Origin of the sequence: Brevundimonas sp., from assembly GCF_029946145.1 — a bacterium.
Lineage (GTDB): Bacteria > Pseudomonadota > Alphaproteobacteria > Caulobacterales > Caulobacteraceae > Brevundimonas.
The window spans coordinates 149,108-165,872 of record NZ_JAQSDY010000022.1 but is presented as its reverse complement, the minus strand read 5'-3'; the positions used below and the strand labels follow the sequence as shown (position 1 = coordinate 165,872).

Annotated in this window: 16 protein-coding genes; 11 read left to right on the top strand and 5 right to left on the bottom strand. The window is 70.2% G+C overall.

Going from position 1 to position 16,765, the window contains the following annotated elements; all coding sequences use genetic code 11:
* Nucleotides 1–131: 131 nt before the first annotated feature.
* On the top strand, nt 132–770 hold the full coding sequence (msrA, locus tag PSV23_RS10245; protein WP_300468530.1) for a peptide-methionine (S)-S-oxide reductase MsrA: 639 nt from the start codon (nt 132–134) through the stop codon (nt 768–770).
* A gap of 74 nt (nt 771–844) precedes the next feature.
* Nucleotides 845–1,135, top strand: coding sequence for a hypothetical protein (locus tag PSV23_RS10240; protein WP_300468528.1), 291 nt, complete (start codon nt 845–847; stop codon nt 1,133–1,135).
* A gap of 25 nt (nt 1,136–1,160) precedes the next feature.
* Here PSV23_RS10240 and PSV23_RS10235 read toward each other — a convergent pair whose 3' ends face one another.
* The gene (locus PSV23_RS10235) at nt 1,161–1,793 is read right to left on the bottom strand and encodes a TlpA disulfide reductase family protein (RefSeq protein WP_300468526.1); all 633 of its coding nucleotides are present in this window, start codon (nt 1,791–1,793) and stop codon (nt 1,161–1,163) included.
* A 58-nt stretch (nt 1,794–1,851) separates the two neighbouring features.
* Between PSV23_RS10235 and argH the strand changes: the two genes are divergently transcribed.
* The 3 genes from argH to lysA are packed head-to-tail and all read left to right on the top strand — an operon-like array spanning nt 1,852 to nt 4,744.
* Nucleotides 1,852–3,219 carry an argininosuccinate lyase gene (gene argH, locus PSV23_RS10230; RefSeq protein ID WP_300468544.1) on the top strand — a complete coding sequence of 456 codons (1,368 nt, stop codon included), beginning with the start codon at nt 1,852–1,854 and terminating at the stop codon, nt 3,217–3,219.
* Between the two features lie 9 nt (nt 3,220–3,228).
* The gene (locus PSV23_RS10225) at nt 3,229–3,465 is read left to right on the top strand and encodes a hypothetical protein (RefSeq protein WP_300468524.1); all 237 of its coding nucleotides are present in this window, start codon (nt 3,229–3,231) and stop codon (nt 3,463–3,465) included.
* A gap of 4 nt (nt 3,466–3,469) precedes the next feature.
* Complete coding sequence (lysA, locus tag PSV23_RS10220) at nt 3,470–4,744, top strand: diaminopimelate decarboxylase (RefSeq protein WP_300468522.1); 1,275 nt, start codon at nt 3,470–3,472, stop codon at nt 4,742–4,744.
* Here the strand turns inward: lysA and PSV23_RS10215 are convergent.
* Entirely contained in the window at nt 4,741–5,271 is a 531-nt protein-coding gene (locus PSV23_RS10215; RefSeq protein WP_300468520.1) for a phosphoribosyltransferase, read from the bottom strand. The two genes, lysA and PSV23_RS10215, sit on opposite strands and share 4 nt — an antisense overlap.
* Complete coding sequence (locus PSV23_RS10210) at nt 5,264–6,214, bottom strand: MJ0042-type zinc finger domain-containing protein (RefSeq protein ID WP_300468518.1); 951 nt, start codon at nt 6,212–6,214, stop codon at nt 5,264–5,266. The genes PSV23_RS10215 and PSV23_RS10210 overlap by 8 nt, the downstream gene beginning before the upstream one ends.
* Nucleotides 6,215–6,282: 68 nt before the next feature.
* On the opposite strand from PSV23_RS10210, the gene PSV23_RS10205 reads away from it, so the two are divergent.
* From PSV23_RS10205 to PSV23_RS10190, 4 genes are read left to right on the top strand one after another with little or no spacing between them, the layout of a single operon-like run.
* Entirely contained in the window at nt 6,283–6,993 is a 711-nt protein-coding gene (locus tag PSV23_RS10205; protein WP_300468516.1) for a cell division ATP-binding protein FtsE, read from the top strand.
* On the top strand, nt 6,990–7,871 hold the full coding sequence (locus tag PSV23_RS10200; RefSeq protein WP_300468514.1) for an ABC transporter permease: 882 nt from the start codon (nt 6,990–6,992) through the stop codon (nt 7,869–7,871). Before PSV23_RS10205 ends, PSV23_RS10200 begins: the two co-directional genes overlap by 4 nt.
* A 9-nt stretch (nt 7,872–7,880) precedes the next feature.
* Nucleotides 7,881–8,510: a YdcF family protein gene (locus tag PSV23_RS10195; RefSeq protein WP_300468512.1), complete on the top strand. Its 630-nt coding sequence runs from the start codon at nt 7,881–7,883 to the stop codon at nt 8,508–8,510.
* A 1-nt stretch (nt 8,511) separates the two neighbouring features.
* Nucleotides 8,512–9,282, top strand: coding sequence for a 1-acyl-sn-glycerol-3-phosphate acyltransferase (locus PSV23_RS10190; RefSeq protein ID WP_300468510.1), 771 nt, complete (start codon nt 8,512–8,514; stop codon nt 9,280–9,282).
* Here the strand turns inward: PSV23_RS10190 and pdeM are convergent.
* Both pdeM and PSV23_RS10180 read right to left on the bottom strand, forming a co-directional pair.
* Entirely contained in the window at nt 9,221–9,952 is a 732-nt protein-coding gene (pdeM, locus tag PSV23_RS10185; RefSeq protein WP_300468508.1) for a ligase-associated DNA damage response endonuclease PdeM, read from the bottom strand. The two genes, PSV23_RS10190 and pdeM, sit on opposite strands and share 62 nt — an antisense overlap.
* A complete protein-coding gene (locus PSV23_RS10180; RefSeq protein ID WP_370461048.1) occupies nt 9,949–12,546 on the bottom strand; it encodes a ligase-associated DNA damage response DEXH box helicase in 2,598 nt (865 codons plus the stop codon). Before PSV23_RS10180 ends, pdeM begins: the two co-directional genes overlap by 4 nt.
* Nucleotides 12,547–12,697: 151 nt before the next feature.
* Between PSV23_RS10180 and rhuM the strand changes: the two genes are divergently transcribed.
* Both rhuM and PSV23_RS10170 read left to right on the top strand, forming a co-directional pair.
* Complete coding sequence (gene rhuM / locus PSV23_RS10175; protein WP_300468504.1) at nt 12,698–13,765, top strand: RhuM family protein; 1,068 nt, start codon at nt 12,698–12,700, stop codon at nt 13,763–13,765.
* Nucleotides 13,766–13,797: 32 nt separating this feature from the next.
* A complete protein-coding gene (locus tag PSV23_RS10170) occupies nt 13,798–16,623 on the top strand; it encodes an ATP-dependent DNA helicase (RefSeq protein WP_370461047.1) in 2,826 nt (941 codons plus the stop codon).
* The last annotated feature ends 142 nt before the right edge of the window (nt 16,624–16,765 follow it).

Here is a 16,765-nt window from a genome sequence, read left to right as displayed (position 1 = left end):
GGCCAGACAACAACAGCCGCCGGTCCTCGAAAGAGGGCCGGCGGTTTTTGCTTTGGAGCGCCTTGAAACCGCGACCGGGCCGAGGTCGTATGTTCCGGACAGGGCGCCGTCTGCGCCGCCGGAGATCGCCCATGTCGGGTCGCGCCATTGCCAGCCTGGTCCTTTTCGCCATCGCCGCCTGTTCGCCGGGCGACCCGGCCGAGAGCGCGCCCTCCGCGTCCGCGCTCCAGGCTCGCGACAGCGGCCGGCGGGAGGTCGCCGTCTTCGCCGGTGGCTGTTTCTGGTCGACGGAGGCCAGTTTCGAACACATGCCCGGCGTGGTCTCGGCCGTATCGGGTTTCGCCGGCGGCCGCGGCGCGGCGCCGACCTATGAGCAGGTGGTGCGTGGAGGAACGGGACATCTGGAGGCGGTGCAGGTCACCTTCGACCCGGCCCGCGTCACCTATCGGCAGCTGGTCGACCGGTTCTGGCTGACCATCGACCCCACAGATCCAGACGGCCAGTTCTGCGACCAGGGCCCGTCCTATGCGACCGCCGCCTTCGCTACCGCAGCGCAGAAGCCCGCCGCCGAGGCCTCGCGCCGCGCCGCCGCGACGCGGATCGGGGGCGCGCGGTTCGTGACGCCGGTGCGCGACGCCGCGCGCTTCTGGCCGGCCGGGGCCAATCATCAGGACTTCGCCCGGCTGAACCCCGAGCGCTACGCGGGATACAGCCGGTTCTGCGGCCGGGCGGCGCGGCTGCGTGCGGTCTGGGGCGACGCCGCGTCCTAGTGGGGCGGTCGGAGGTGCAACCGGGCCCGGTTCGCCGCGTTTATCGCCAAGGTTCAACGCCGGAGGGGATTCCCATGCGCATCCAGACCATCACGCTCGCCGCCATCGCCGCCCTGAGCCTCGCGGCCTGCAATCAGGCCGAACAGGACAACGCCCAGGCCAACGCCAACGGAGCCGCCGCCGACACGGGCGAGGCGGCCGAAGAGGCCGGTTCCGCGCTGAAGGAAGAGGCGGTACAGGTCGGTTCGGCCATCGCCGCGGGCGCCGGGGAGGTGGCGCAGGAGGTCGACGAGGCGACCGACAAGCTGGCGGAAAAGGCCGACGATCAGAAGGTCGAGACCGCCACCGACACCCGCGGCAACTGACCCTTCCGCGCCCGGCCATCGGCGATCACCCGGCGGCGGGGCGTCCTTCCGCCAGAAGCGCGTCGATCAGGGCGCGGACTTCCGGACTGGCCCAGTCGGCCTCGCCCGAGAAATGGGCGCGTATCCGGCCCTGCCGGTCCAGCAGGACCGTCTGGGGCATCTTGCCCTTGCCGGGCAGTTCGAACGGCAGCTGGAATTTCGGATCGCTGTACAGCGGCAGGGGCTCGTGCACGTCGATGAAGCTCCTGGCGTCGGCGATCTTGTCGGCCTCATTGTCGACATTGACCGGCAGCACGACCAGATCCTGCCCCGCATAGACCTCGGCCAGACGGGCGAGAGTCGGCATCTCGGTACGGCAGGGCAGGCACCACATGGCCCAGACGTTGACGACCACCACCTTGCCGCGGAAGTCCGCCAGCCGCGCGTCGGCGCCGTCGCGCGTCTTGAACACATAGGCCGGTGCGGGTTCCAGGACCGCCGGCGTCTCCAGCGAGGCGATCGAGCCGCGGGCGAACCGACCCAGCTCGCTTTTCGCTGCGGCCGGCGCGGGCGCTTTGTCGATCGCGCCGGGTTTGGCGTATAGCAGCGCGGCGCCGCCGATCACGCCGATCAGCAGCACGCCCGCCAACACGCCCAGAACCGACTTCGAGACCTTCATGTCCGATCCAACGTCCCCCGCCCCGACCAAAGCCGAACCGAACGCGGAAGGTCAAGACATGTGGGGCGGCCGCTTCTCGGCCCGGCCCGCCGACATCATGCAGGCGATCAACGTCTCGATCGGCGTGGACCGCCGTCTGTGGGCCCAGGATCTGGCCGGATCGCGGGCCCATTGCCGCATGCTGGCGGCGCGCGGCATCGTCACCCGGGCGGACGCCGACGCCATCCTGAACGGGCTGGACGCCATCGAGGGAGAGATCCGCGACGGCTCCTTCCCGTTCCGCGACCAGTTCGAAGACATCCATATGAACGTCGAGGCGCGGCTGGCCGAGCTGATCGGCGAGCCGTCGGGCCGGCTGCATACCGCCCGCAGCCGCAACGATCAGGTGGCGACTGATTTCCGCCTGTGGGTCCGCGACGCCTGCGACCGGGCGATCGAACAGCTGAAGGGGCTGCAGTCCACCCTGCTGGTCCGGGCGGAACAGCACGCCGGCGACCTGATGCCCGGCTTCACCCATCTGCAGCCGGCCCAGCCGGTGACCCTGGGCCACCATCTGATGGCCTATGTCGAGATGTTCGGCCGCGATGCCGGTCGTTTCGCGGACGCCCGCAGGCGGATGAACGAGAACCCGCTGGGGGCCGCGGCCCTGGCCGGATCGCCCTTCCCCATCGACCGGCACATGACGGCGTCGGAACTGGGCTTCGACCGGCCCATGGGCAATTCGCTGGACGCCGTGTCCGACCGCGACTTCGCGCTCGAGAGTCTGGCCGCCGCCTCGATCGCCGCCGGCCACCTGTCGCGGCTGGCCGAGGAGATCGTCGTCTGGATGACTCCCCAGTTCGGCTTCGCCACCCTGCCCGACGACCTGACCACCGGCTCGTCGATCATGCCGCAGAAGCGCAATCCCGACGCCGCCGAGCTGGTGCGGGCCAAGACGGGCCGGATCATGGGCTCGCTGGTCGCCCTGTCGACGGTGATGAAAGGCCTGCCGCTGGCCTATTCCAAGGACATGCAGGAGGACAAGCCGCCGGTGTTCGAGGCCTTCGACGCCCTGACCCTGGCGCTGGGCGCCATGACGGCCATGGTCTCGGCGCTCCAGCCCGACACGGAGCGGATGCGCGCCGCCGCCGGCTCCGGCTTCTCGACCGCCACCGATCTGGCTGACTGGCTGGTGCGCGAGCTGAACCTGCCATTCCGCAAGGCGCACCATGTCACCGGCGCCGCGGTGAAGCGGGCGGAAGCGCTGGGCGTGGATTTGTCGCAACTGCCCCTGGCCGAACTGCAATCGCTTGAAGCGGGCGTCACGGAAGCGGTTTACAAGGTGCTCACCCCTGAGGCCTCCTGCGCCAGCCGCCAGAGTTTCGGGGGCACGGCGCCGGAACAGGTCCGCGCGCGCATCGCCGAATGGAAGACGCGTCTCGCGTAGGGGATTGGGATGAAACAGATCGTCAGCCTGGGCGTCCTCGCCCTGTTCGCCCTCTCCGCCGCCGGCTGCGGCCGCATGGCCGACCTCGAGGCCCCGCCCGCGAAGAAGACCGAGCGCAGCCAGCGCGACGGCCGGGCGCCCGGACTGCCCGAGCCCGCCACCGTCTACCGTCCACCCAGCACCCAGCCGATCGACGGGGGTCCGAGCAGCCCCTACAATGGCCCGGGCGCCCAGCCGAACCACTAGGCTCTTGCACCATTTCGACCGGATCAACGGCGCGCTCCACGCCGAAGGCGTGCCGCTGGAGGCATTGGCCGAAGCCGTCGGCACGCCCGTCTATGTCTATTCGACCGCGACCCTGACGCGGCATTACGCCCTGCTGCGCGAGGCCGCGGACACCCATCCCGGCGCGCTGGGAGACGCCCTGATCGCCTTCGCGGTCAAGGCCAACTCCAACCTGTCGGTGCTGGCGACCCTGGCGCGGCTGGGCTGCGGCGCCGATACCGTGTCTGAGGGCGAGATCCGGCGGGCGCTGAAGGCTGGCGTTCCCGGAGACCGGATCGTCTTCTCGGGCGTCGGCAAGACCGATGCGGAACTGGCCTTCGCCATCGAGGCGGGCGTGCGCCAGATCAATATCGAGAGCGCCGTCGAACTGGACCGGCTGATCGCCGTGGCCGCCGGCAAGGGTGCGGCGCCTGAGATCGCCATCCGGGTCAATCCCGACGTCGGCGCGGGGGGCCATGCGAAGATCACCACGGGCGGGGCGACAGACAAGTTCGGCGTGCCCTTCGCCGACGCCCCGGCCCTCTACGCCCGCGCGGCCGCCTCGCCCCATGTGACGCCGCTCGGCCTCGCCTGTCACATCGGCAGCCAGATCACGACCCTGGCGCCGCTGGAGGCCGCCTTCCGCGCCCTGAAGGCGATGACGCTCGACTTGCGGGCCCAGGGGCTGGCGGTGTCACGGCTGGACCTCGGAGGCGGTCTCGGCGTGCCCTATCATGGCCAGTCAGACCTGCCGTCGATCGCCGACTATGTCGCCATGGCCGCACGCGTGCTGGAGGGGTTGAACGTCGAGGCCGCGTTCGAGCCCGGCCGGCTGCTGGCCGCAAACGCCGGCGTCCTGCTGAGCCGCGTCATCCAGATCAACGAACGCGGCGACGGCCGCCGCTTCGCCGTGCTGGACGCCGGCATGAACGACCTGATGCGACCGGCCCTGTATGACGCCTTCCACGACCTGGTCCCGGTGCGCGCGCGTGACGGCGAACCCGTGGCCTATGATCTTGTCGGACCGATCTGCGAGTCCACCGACATCTTCGCCCGCGACCGGCTGTCGCCGCCGCTGCGGGCCGGCGATCTGGTCGCCTTCATGGGGGCCGGCGCCTACGGGGCGGTGCTGGCCAGCGAGTACAACTCACGACCGCTGGTCCCGGAAGTGCTGATCGATGGCGACCGCTGGGCGATCGTCCGTGGGCGGCCGACTTACGAAGACATGCTGGCCCGCGAACCCCGGGCCGACTGGCTCTAGTCCAGCGCGCAGACGTCCGGCAGGCCCCGCAGGGCGCCGGCGTGGTCCAGCCCGTATCCGACCAGAAACCGGTTCGGCGCCTCCCAGCCGACGAAGTCCGGCTCGGGCGCGCGCGGCAGGGGCCAGGGCTTCTTGGCGAAGACGACGGTCAGCACCTCGGACGCGCCGGCCTCGCCCGCGATCCGCACGGCCTCGGCCAGCGACAGGCCGGTGTCGAAGACATCGTCGATGATCAGGACGCGGCGGCCCGTGACCGGCCGCTGGAACGGCGCATAGACGTCGATACGGCCGCGGCTTTCCTTCTCGTCGCCATAGGAGGCCAGCCACAGGGCGTCGAAGCGGACGTTGCGGCCCAGACGCGACAGGGCGCGGGTCAGGTCGGCCGCGAACCACAGGCCGCCGGTCAGCAGGACGGCGGCGACGGTCTCATCATCAATGACGGGAGCGATCTGCGCCGCCAGTTCGGCGACGATGCGCTGAACCTCGGCTTCGGGAAGAAGAACGGTGGGCCTGGGGGTCTCAGCCATTCGAGGCGGATACCGCCTCGACCCCATGCGTGTCCACCACCGGGATCGCGTCGATCGGCTGCATGTTCATCGGCGCCGGGGAATCCGGCGACAGGGCCGGGCGCAGGCCGCCGGCGCCGGCTTCGTGCAATGGCGCGGACGCCGGCTCGCGAAGGGCGGGCTCGGGGACGGCGGCGGGGGCTGTACGGCTGGTGTCAGCCCGGACCGGCGCGGCGGGCGCTGGTTCGCGACGGGCTTCGGGCGCATCCAGCACGAAGTCGACGCCGATGCCCTGACCGCGCGCGCCCGGATCGGCGATCACGGCGGCAAAGCCCTGGACCTTGCCCGGCAGCACGGGGGCGGCGTCGATGCGCACCACGGCGTGGCCGATCTCGGCGCCCTGGGCGTCCAGCAGGGCCACCCGCACCGGCGGGGCGGTTCGCTCGTTGTCGCGCACGTTCCGCAAGGCTCCAGAGACCAGCACCTTGCCCGGATCGCTGGGCAGGGGTCTGGCGCTGATGGCCTCGAAATCCAGACCCGTGGGGTTCACCGTCAGACCGACAGCGGCATAGGCCTGGGCCGCGCGCGGGGCCATTTCGACCACCTCGACGCGGAACAGCCAGGCGCTGGCCAGCAGGGCGGCGAAGCCCGAGGCGATGCCGGCCCAGACCACGCCGTGGGTCGCGGCGCGGCGCAGGCGGCGCTGCTGTTCGGCGCGGGCGCGGAAGGCGCGGGGCAGTTCCGGGGCGGGCGTTTCGGCCAGCGATTCGGTTTCAGGCTCGTCGCGCGCCGCGAAACTGGAAGCCTCTACCGGTTTCGACGGGACGGACAGCTCCAGCGGCTCGTCAAGCGTGGCCCGCCAGGTGTGTTTGCAGTCCTTGCAGCGCACGGTGCGGCCGCCGGGCCCGATCGCCTCATCCGGGGTGAAATAGCTGGTGGCGCAGGACGGGCAGGTCAGTATCATGTCGGCTGACTGCGAGGCTCTTCGCCCCCTCCCGTCGCGGTTCGAAACCGCGTCCTGACCCAAAATCGATGTCCGTCCAGCCCCGCCGCGCCACACGATCCGCCCCCGCGACCGACACCGTCCGCCTGTCCGGCGTGGGTTTCGGCTATGCGGCGACGCACCGCGCGCTGCGGGACGTTAACCTCACCTTGCCATCGGGCTCTTTCCACTTCCTTACCGGGCCGTCCGGCGCGGGGAAGTCGACCCTGTTGAAATTGCTGACCCTGCAACAGCGACCTGACGTCGGAACCCTGCATCTGTTCGGCGAGGACGCCACCATGGCGCCCCGCCGGGCCCTGCCGGACTTCCGCCGCCGCATCGGCGTGGTGTTCCAGGATTTCCGTCTGCTGGACCATCTGTCGGTGTTCGAGAACGTGGCCCTGCCGCTGCGGCTCGCGGGCGGCAGGCAGGTCGACTACGCCACCGACGTGGAGGAGATGCTGGACTGGGTCGGTCTGGGCGACCGGATGAACGATCTGCCGCCCTCGCTGTCGGGCGGCGAGAAGCAGCGGCTGGCCATCGCCCGCGCCGTGGTGGCCGGACCGGACCTGATCCTGGCCGATGAACCGACCGGCAGCGTCGATGCAAAAATGGGCGAGCGGCTGCTGAAACTGTTCCAGTCGCTGAACAAACTGGGCGCCACCGTCCTGATCGCCAGCCATGACGAGGCCCTCGCAGAACGGTCGGGGGCCACGGTCCTGCGCCTCGCCGGCGGACGCCTGAGCGGGGGCGAGACGTGATCCGCCGATTGCTCTCCCGTCGCGCGTCCCTGCTGCCGCGCGACGCCGGCGGCGAGCGCTGGCTGGCCTCGCTGATCGCCGTCCTGTGCTTCCTCGCCTGCCTGTCCGCCGTGGGCGCGGTCGCCGCCGACCGCGCGGCGCACGGCTGGGCCCGGCAACTGCGGTCCGAGGCCACCGTCCAGGTCCGCCCCCGCGTCGGCGAGACGGGCGCCGAGGCCGCCGCCCGCGCCGCCGAGACCCTGGCCGGCGTCCCCGGCGTGGCCGAGGCCGAGGCCATGGACCGCAAGACCGCCGAAGCCCTGTTGCGGCCCTGGCTCGGCGACGCCGTCCTGCCCGACCTGCCCATCCCCCATCTGGTCACCGTGCGGCTGGACAAGGCGGGCCCCGCCAGCGCCGTCAGTCTCAGCCGCGCCCTCGCCTCCGCCGGGCTGGACGCCACCGTCGACGATCACAGCCTGTGGCGTGGCGAGGTTGAGCGGTCGGCCGCCCTGATCACCGTCCTGGCCCTTGCGGCCTTCCTGTTGACCGCGGGCGCGGCGGGGGCCGCCGTGGCCTACGCCACCCGCGCCGGAATGGCCGCCCAGACCGGAGTGATCGAGACCCTCAGCCTCAACGGCGCGTCCGACAGCGCCATCGCCGCCCTCTATCAGGTCCGCTACGGCCTTGTGGCGGCGGTCGCGGGCGGCATCGGGGCCGCCGTGGCCATGATCCTGGTCGCGGGCCTGCGGTTTCTCGGTGGGGCCGAAGGCGTTACCCCCGCGTTGCCGCTGATGTGGACCGACGTCCTGATCCTCTCGCCATGCCCCTTGCTGGCGGCTACGGTGGCGCTTGCGGCAGCGCGCTTCACGGCGCTGGCGCGATTGAAGGGGCGTCACTAGGTTAACCGCATGAAGTTTTTGACTTTCATCGCGATTCTGGCGCTGATCTGGGCGATCGGCCTGTTCGCCTTCGCCGATCGGGTGCGCGGCTTCACGCCCGCGCCCGAGCCCGAGCGCGCCGACGCCATCGTCGCCCTGACCGGTCCGTCCGCCGAACGCGTCAACGCCGCCATTCGCCTGCTGGAACAGGACAAGGGCGAACGCGTCCTGATTTCGGGCGTCAACCGCGAGGTCCGCCGTCAGGAACTGCGCGCCCTGACGCCGGGCTCGAACAAGCTTTTCAACTGCTGCGTCGACCTGGGCTTCGAGGCCGAGGACACCCTGGGCAACGCCCAGGAGATCGCCGCCTGGGCCGACGCCAAGGGCTATGACAGTCTGATTGTGGTGACCTCCGACTATCACATGCCCCGCGCCCTGACCGAGATCCGGGCGGCCGCCCCGGGCGTCCGCCTGACCCCCTATGCGGTCGAGACGCCGTCGCTGGACAATTCGCGCTGGTGGAAGGCCGCGGTCACCGCCCGCCGCATGACCCTCGAATACATGAAATATCTCGCCGCCCTGGCCCGCGCCACGGTCGGCGGAGGCCGCCCCGCCACCGAGGCCCCACCCGCCGACGCGCCCGCCGAAAAGGCCGCCTGACGTGACCACGATCCGGTCGCTGCTGTTCGTCGCCTGGCTCTATCTGTCGATGGCCCTGTTCGCCGTCGGCCTGTCGCCCGCCCTGCTGATGCCCTACCGCCAGGCCATGTGGGTCGTCCGCAGCTGGTCGAAATTCTGCCTGTTCGGCCTGCGCTGGATCGCCGGGGTCAAGGTCGAGTTCCGCGGGCTGGAGCATCGCCCCACCGGCGCTGCCCTGATCGCCGGCAAGCATCAGTCGATGCTGGACGTGATCGCGCCGTTCGCCGTCCTGCCCGACAATTGCTTCATCATGAAGCAGGAGCTGGCCCCCCTGCCCTTCTTCGGCTGGTTCGCCACCAAGACCCGGATGATCGCCGTCGACCGCTCGGCCCACTCCAGGGCGCTGAAGGACATGGTCAAACAGGCCCGCATCCGCCACGCCGAGGGCCGCCAGATCCTGATCTTCCCCGAAGGCACCCGCGCGCCCGTCGGCGCCCCCGCCGACTACAAGCCCGGCATCGCCGCCCTCTACCGCGATCTCGACTGCCCCTGCACCCCGATGGCCACCAACTCCGGCGTTCACTGGCCGGCGCATGGCTTCCGCCGGTATCCGGGGACCATCGTCTACGAATTCCTGCCGGCGATCCCGGCGGGACTGAAGCGGGCGGAGTTCATGGCGGTTCTGGAAGAGCGGCTCGAGGGGGCGTCGAACGCCCTGCTGGCGCGGGACCCTATCGCAGGGATTCCCATACCAGCGCATGCACCCGGTCCCGTCCCAGCGCCGCGGCCATAGGCGGCTCCGCGAACAGGCCCGCGATCGCCGGGTCCCTGACATCCAGCCCCCCCGTGAACGCCCCGAACGCCGGCAACACCGCCCGCCGTCCGTCCGTCACGAAACAGGGCCGCCGCACGCCTCGGCCATAGGCGGCGACCCGCGCCGCCGGATGCAGGTGACCGGCGATCTCGCCCGAACGAACCCCCGCCTGCGGTTCGTGGATCAGGCGCAGCGAACCGAGCTCCATGGTCTCGACCACCTCGCCGACCAGATCGTCCATCGCCCCGGCCAGGGTGGCGATGTCGTGGTTGCCCTCCAGCCAGATCCAGTCGCGGCCCGCCGCCAGCCGGTCCAGTCGCGCCCTGTCGTCGGCGGCCATCCGCCCCACCGAGGCCGCGTCGTGGAAGCTGTCGCCCAGCAGAACCACCGCCGCCGGCTGCAGCGCCTCGATCTCCGCCTCCAGCCGGTCCAGCGTCGCCCGGCTGTCATAGGGCGGCAGCATCTGGCCGCGGGCGGCGAAGGCCGAGCCCTTCTCCAGATGCAGGTCCGCCGCGATCAGGGTGCGATGGTTCAGCACCCACAGCGCCCCCGAACAGCGCAGCACGCAAGGCTCGCCCTCGATATGGACCCGCAGGCCGCCGCACGGATGCCGCGCCGGGGACAGCGCCTGTCTGAGGGCCGCGTTCATTCCGCGCCCGCCATTTCAGGGGGCGCGTCCGCCATGACTTCCGCGATCAGATCGGCCTCGTCGAATCCATAGGCCGAAGCGTCCAGGATCATCTCCGCCGCCTGACCGCCGCCGACCCGCTCGCGCCCGATCTGGACCAGCACCGGCACGCAGAAGGGCGAAGGCCGCTCCAGTTTGACATGACGGATCCGGCCCTGGATGCGGGCCAGCATCTGGCCCAGACGCGCGACGTCCAGCAGCCCTGCGGCCGCGTCGGCGCGGGCGGTCTTGAGCAGCAGGTGATCGGGTTGGTGGCGGCGCAGCACGTCGTAGATCAGATCGGTGGAGAAGGTCACCTGCCGCCCCGTCTTCTCGGTCCCCGGCTGGCGCCGCTCGATCAAGCCCGAGATCAGGGCGCAATTGCGGAAGCTGCGCTTCATCATGAAGCTCTCCTCCAGCCAGCTCTCCAGATCGTCGCCCAGCATGTCGGGCTCGAACAACCGGTCGAGGTCCAGCCCGTCCATCGGCTTGATCGACCAGATGGCCAGCGAATAGTCGGTGCAGACGAAACCCAGCGGCCCGATCCCCAGCCGGTCCAGCCGCCGCGTCAGCAGCATGCACAGGGTCCCGTGCGCCAACCCGCCCTCGAACGGATAGGCGACGAGAAAATGCCGGCTGCCGCGCGGAAACGTCTCGACCAGCATGGTCTGCGCATCCGGAATGATCGACCGCTCCTCCTGCAGCTCCAGCCATTCCTGCACGTCGGGCGGCAGAACACGCCAGTGGTCGCGGTCCTGGATCATGGCCCGCACCCGGTCGGCCAGCGAGGTCGACATCGGGAATTTCGACCCGCCCCACGACGGGATCTTCGGATCCCTGTCCTGGGCATGGCTGACCAGGGCGTCCATGCCGTTGATGCCCTGGAAGGCCCAGACCTGACCGGCGAAGATGAAGGTGTCGCCCGGCGTCATCTGCTCGAAATAGCTCTCCTCGGCCTCGCCCACCTTGCGCCCGCCGATCAGCTGTTTCGCCGCCCCGCCGCGTCGGGAGGCGATGCGCACGTTCAGCGTCGCGGCCGCCACGATGGTCCCGACGTTCATCCGGTGCCGCTGGGCGGTCACAGCATTGCGCACCTTCCACTTCCCGTCCTGCGTCCGCACGATCCGCGCGAACCGCTCATAGGTGCGCAGGGCGTAGCCGCCGGTGGCCACCAGATCGACCACCTCCTCGAACTGTTCGTACGTCAGGTCGCGATAGGGACCGCAGCCGGTCACCTCGTCATAGAGATCCGTCATCGCAAACGGCTCGGAACAGGCGCAGCCCATGACGTGCTGGGCCAGCGTATCGAGGGTGCCCGTATGCACCGGCTCCCAGTCGAAGGCGTTTTCAGCCACCGCCTCGCGCGCGGCCTGGCACTCCAGCATCTCGAACCGGCTGGCCGGCACCATCAGGGCGCGCGAGGGCTCGTCCAGCCGGTGGTTGGCCCGGCCGATCCGCTGCACCAGCCGCGACGCCCCCTTGGGCGCCGCCAGCTGGATGACCAGATCGACGTCGCCCCAGTCGATTCCCAGATCCAGCGTCGAGGTGCAGACCACGGCCCGCAGTTCGCCGCGCGCCATCGCCGCCTCGACCTTGCGCCGCTGCTCCGCCGCCAGCGAGCCGTGGTGCAGGCCGATCGGCAGGCTGTCGTCATTGATCGCCCACAGCTGCTGGAAAACGAACTCGGCCTGCCAGCGGGTGTTGACGAATATCAGGCTCATCCCCGACCGCTTGATCGCCTCATAGACCTCGGGGATCGCGTGCTGACCGGTATGCCCCGCCCACGGCACCTTGCCCTCGCTGACCAGCACATCCACCACCGGCGGCGCGCCCGGGTCGCCTCGGACGATATTCACCTTCCCTTCTCCCCTTGCGGGAGAAGGTGCCCCGGAGGGGCGGATGAGGGGTCTCGCGGACTCTTCCGATTGGCGGTCCACGGGCGATTGAACGGGCTCGCGCTGGTGTGACCCCTCATCCGTCTCGCTTCGCGAGCCACCTTCTCCCGCAAGGGGAGAAGGATCCGCGTCCGCCCCCGGCTTCAGCCAGTCCGCGATCATCTCCGGATCGTCCACGGTCGCGCTCAGCGCCACCCTTCGCATCCCCGGCGCGAACTGTTGCAGCCGCCCCAGTCCCAGCGACAGCAGATCCCCCCGCTTGCCGCTCCAGATCGCATGCACCTCGTCCAGCACCACGCATTTCAGGTCGGCGAAATACGACCGCGCCCCGTCCCAGGCGCAAAACAGGGCCAGCTGTTCCGGCGTGGTCAGCAGGATGTCCGGCGGGAACTCGCGCTGCCGCGCCTTCTTCGACTGTCTGGTGTCGCCGGTGCGACTCTCGACATGGATGTTCAGCCCGATCTCGCGGATCGGCGTCATCAGATTGCGCTCGACGTCGGTGGTCAGGGCCTTCAGCGGCGACAGATAAAGGGTGTGGACCCCGCTGCCCGGCCCGAACTCCGGTCTCGGCCCCCGCCCGGCCAGCTCCACCAGCGACGGCAGAAACCCCGCCAGCGTCTTGCCGCCCCCGGTCGGCGCCACCAGCAGGGCGTGCGACCCCGCCTCGGCCGCCGCGATCATCTCCAGCTGATGCCGCCGCGGCGACCAGCCGCGCGACGCGAACCAGTCGGCGAAGAGGGGCGAAAGCGTTGCAGGAGCGGGCGGCGGCGTCACATCGCGCCTATAGCATGTTCCCGTTCCGTTTCACTCCCGCGAATGCTAGCCTCGACCCATGAACGACGACCACCTCCCCGATTCCCACGACAACGGACCGGTCACCCTCCGGGAGGACGGCGACACGGGCGATCGTTTTCTCGTCTATGTTTCTAAGGATGGCGTCCGCGCCGAACTCCGCGTCGTGGGCGACACCTTCTGGGCGACCCAGGCGCAGATGGCGCACATGTTCGGCGTCGATGTCCGCAGCGTCAGCAACCACATCAAGAACATATTCGCAGAGGGCGAATTGGCCGCTGATTCAGTTGTCCAAGAATCTTGGATAACTGCCGCCGACGGGAAAACCTATCGGACCAACCTGTACAGCCTCGATGTCATCATCGCAGTCGGCTATCGGGTCAGTTCGCGCTTGGGGACCATGTTCCGCATTTGGGCGACGCAGGTGTTGATGGCCTACCTCGTCAAAGGGTTCGTCATCGACGACGAGCGCCTGAAGAATCCGGATGGTAAGCCGGACTTCTTCGACCAACTTCTCGATCGCATCCGCGACATCCGGTCATCGGAAAAGAGGATGTGGACCCGCATCCTTGAACTTGCGTCGTTCTGCGTGGACTACGATCCCCACGACCAGAGCCAGCACACTGGGTTCTTCGCCGACATCCAGAACACGCTTCACTGGGCTGTCCTTCAGAAGACGGCCAGCGAGCTGATCGTTGAACGGGTCGATCACCGAAAAGACGCCGCCGGGGTCGTGACCTTCAAGGGCCAGATGCCCACAGTCGATGAAGCCACGACCGCGAAAAACTTGCTCCACGAGCCCGAGATCAAGGCGCTCAACCACATCACGAGCCTGATGCTGGAGTTCTTCGACAGTCAGGCGGAACAGCGCCGGACGACGACCTTGGGCGAATTCCAGATCAAGCTGCGAGACCTGATCAAACTGGACGGACGCCCGCTGAAGCCTTGGGGAGCGGCGACCACCGTGAGCCGTGCGAAAGCTGCGGCTCATGCGTCGAAGGAGATCAAGGCCTACAAGGACCTGAGACGTCTGGAGGCCGAGACGGCCGGTGAGGATCAGCTTCGTCAGCTCGCGAAAACCTTGAAAGACAAGAAGCGATCAAGGTGATCGCCGACGGTCGAATTGACGGAGGCGCCGCCCTGACCGGCGCCGAGCCATGGCTGGCCCTGCCGCCGGCGCTCGCCATCCCGCCGGGCGCGGGGGCGATCTGCGACGGCGAAGGCGCGCGCAAGATCGGGCGCGGCGCGGCCGAGGGGGCCTTCACCACCGCCCCGGTCATGGTCGCCCACGCCAGCCTGACCGCGCGCCGTCTCGGCATCGCCCCGCCGCCGCGTTCGGTCAATCTGCTGGACGTGCTGGAGCTGTTCGCCTTCGTCCGCCCGGCCCGCTTCTGCGCCCCCTCGCCCAGCGGTCTGGCCCTGGCCATGGGGATGAGCGAACCCAAGGGGGCCGAGGCCCAGGCCCAGGCCTTGATGGACGCCGCCGCCGGCCTGCTGAAGGAGCTGGCCGACCCGGCCTACCCCGACCGCGAGGCCGCCTTCACCCTCGCCGAGACCCTGGGCCGCGCCGGCTGGTCGTGGGCGTGGCGCGTGTCCGGCGCCCTGCAGCACCACCCGGTCCGCGAACGCCAGCATCGCGGCAGCGGCCTCGACGCCTGGTCCCGCCTGCCGGAATGGGAGGACGAGGCGCCGCGCGGCGAGGCCGGCTCGGCCCCGGTCGATTCCGAATCCGCCCGCATCCGGCTCGAGAAACTGCTTCAGGCCTCGGGCCTCGACGAGACCCGCCCGACCCAATCGGACTACGCCGCCGAGGCCGCCTACGCCTTCTCGCCGCGCAACGAGGAGGGGCGTCCCCGCTTCCTGCTGGCCGAGGCCGGCACCGGCACCGGCAAGACCCTCGGCTACCTCGCCCCCGCCAGCCTGTGGGCCGAGCGCAATCAGGGCGCCGCCTGGGTCTCGACCTACACCCGCGCCCTGCAGCGCCAGATCGACCGCGAGAGCGCCGCCCTCTGGCCCGATCCCGTCGAGCGCAAGAAGAAGACCGTGGTTCGCAAGGGGCGGGAGAACTACCTCTGCCTGCTGAACCTGCAGGACATGGTGCAGGCCGCGCAACTGGGGAACGGCGACCTGGTCGGCATGGCCCTGGCCAGCCGCTGGGCCATGCATACGCGCGATGGCGACATGACCGGTGGCGACTATCCCGGCTGGCTGCCCGGCCTGTTCGCGACGGGACCGAGCCATCAGGCCAGCGCCGCCAACCTCGTCGACCGGCGCGGCGAATGCGTCCACGCCGCCTGCCCCCACTACCGGACCTGTTTCGTCGAAAAGACCATCCGCGCCAGCCGCCGGGCCGATCTCGTCGTCGCCAATCACGCCCTGGTCATGACCCAGGCCGCCTTCGACGGCGCCCGGTCGGCGCGCGGCCTGAAACAGGACGGCGAGACGGCGGCCCTGAAACGGATCGTCTTCGACGAGGGCCACCATCTGTTCGATGCCGCCGACAGCGCCTTCTCGGCCTGCCTCTCGGGCCAGGAGGCCGCCGAGCTGCGCCGCTGGCTGCGGGGACCGGAAGGCCGGGGCCGGCGCGGGCGCGGTCTGGAACAGCGGCTCGGCGACCTGTGCGCCGACAACGAGGCGGCGACGAAGGCGCTGCAGGACGCGGTCCGCGCCGCCGCCCAGCTGCCCGGCGAAGGCGTGTCGGGGCGCATCGCCCCGGCCTCGGGCGAGGTCAATCCGGTCGGACCGATCGAACGCTTCCTGCTGGCCGCACTGGAACAGCTCCGTGCACGGACATCCGAAAACGCCTCGGGCGGCGGGACCGAATTCGGCATGGAATGCTCCCTGCGCCCCGTCACCGAACCGGTGCTCGAGGCCGCGCGCGAAGCCGCCCGGGCCCTGGCCGCCGTCGAGGCCCCGCTGCTGGCCCTGTCCCGCCATCTGGAGGACATCCTCGACGACGAGGCCTCCGACCTGGACGGCGCCTCCCGCGCCCGCATCGAGGGGGCCCTGCGCGGTCTTGACCGCCGCGCCCGCATGACACTGCCGGGATGGCGCTCGATGCTGGCGGCGCTGGAAGTATCATCCGACGAGCCGGACCCCGACTTCCTCGACTGGCTGTCGGCCGAGGCTGCCTTCGGCCGGATCATGGACGTGGCCCTGCGCCGCCACTGGATCGATCCGACCGTGCCGCTGGAAGCCGCGGTCATCATGCCGGCCCACGGCGTACTGGTGACTTCGGCCACCCTGTCCGACCCCAACTCCGACGACCCGTTCGACATGGCCCGCCTGCGCACCGGCTCCGCCCGGCTGATCGAGCCTGCCAGGACGCTGAAGGTCGAAAGCCCGTTCGACTACGCCGCCAACGCCCGGGTTATCGTCGTCAATGATCTGATCAAGGACGACACGCGTCAGACGGCGGCGGCGATGCGCGAACTTTTCCTCGCCGCGGGCGGCGGGGGCCTCGGCCTGTTCACCGCCATCCGCCGGCTGAAGGCGGTCTATGAGCGGCTGGGTCCCGACCTCGCGAAACACGGCATCCCCCTCTACGCCCAGCACGTCGATCCGCTCGAGGTCGGCGCCCTGGTCGACGTGTTCCGCGCCGAGCAGGACAGCTGCCTGCTGGGCACGGACGCGGTGCGCGACGGCGTCGACGTGCCGGGCCGCAGCCTGCGCATCCTCGCCTTCGACCGCGTGCCGTGGCCGCGCCCTGACCTGCTGCACAAGGCGCGGCGTCTGCGCTTCGGCGGCGAGGGCGCCGGGGGCCGCAATTTCGACGACGCCCTGGCCCGCGCCAAAATGGCCCAGGCCTTCGGCCGGCTGATCCGCCGCGCCGACGACAAGGGCGTCTTCGTCATGCTCGACGCCGCCGCCCCCACCCGCCTGTTCGGCAGCCTTCCGCCGGGCACGGAGGTGCAGCGCATGGGACTGGCTGACGCGGTGGAGCAGGTGGGAGCGTTCCTGGCCTGACCTCCCCTCCCCATGAACGCTGCGAATCGGGCGGGGGACCGCCCCGGGTGACCCCGCCCGGTGTTCCCACGTCGGGGCTTGCCGCCGGTTTCCGGCTTCACCATATCGGGCGCCCGGGCGGCTGTGTGGTTTCGCTCGAAGC

Coding starts and splice junctions, on each gene's coding strand:
- msrA (WP_300468530.1), top strand. CDS start 132: ATGTCGGGTCGCGCCATTGCCAGCCTGGTCCTTTTCGCCATCGCCGCC.
- PSV23_RS10240 (WP_300468528.1), top strand. CDS start 845: ATGCGCATCCAGACCATCACGCTCGCCGCCATCGCCGCCCTGAGCCTC.
- PSV23_RS10235 (WP_300468526.1), bottom strand. CDS start 1,793: ATGAAGGTCTCGAAGTCGGTTCTGGGCGTGTTGGCGGGCGTGCTGCTG.
- argH (WP_300468544.1), top strand. CDS start 1,852: ATGTGGGGCGGCCGCTTCTCGGCCCGGCCCGCCGACATCATGCAGGCG.
- PSV23_RS10225 (WP_300468524.1), top strand. CDS start 3,229: ATGAAACAGATCGTCAGCCTGGGCGTCCTCGCCCTGTTCGCCCTCTCC.
- PSV23_RS10215 (WP_300468520.1), bottom strand. CDS start 5,271: ATGGCTGAGACCCCCAGGCCCACCGTTCTTCTTCCCGAAGCCGAGGTT.
- PSV23_RS10210 (WP_300468518.1), bottom strand. CDS start 6,214: ATGATACTGACCTGCCCGTCCTGCGCCACCAGCTATTTCACCCCGGAT.
- PSV23_RS10205 (WP_300468516.1), top strand. CDS start 6,283: ATGTCCGTCCAGCCCCGCCGCGCCACACGATCCGCCCCCGCGACCGAC.
- PSV23_RS10195 (WP_300468512.1), top strand. CDS start 7,881: ATGAAGTTTTTGACTTTCATCGCGATTCTGGCGCTGATCTGGGCGATC.
- pdeM (WP_300468508.1), bottom strand. CDS start 9,952: ATGAACGCGGCCCTCAGACAGGCGCTGTCCCCGGCGCGGCATCCGTGC.
- PSV23_RS10180 (WP_370461048.1), bottom strand. CDS start 12,546: ATGATCGCGGCGGCCGAGGCGGGGTCGCACGCCCTGCTGGTGGCGCCG.
- rhuM (WP_300468504.1), top strand. CDS start 12,698: ATGAACGACGACCACCTCCCCGATTCCCACGACAACGGACCGGTCACC.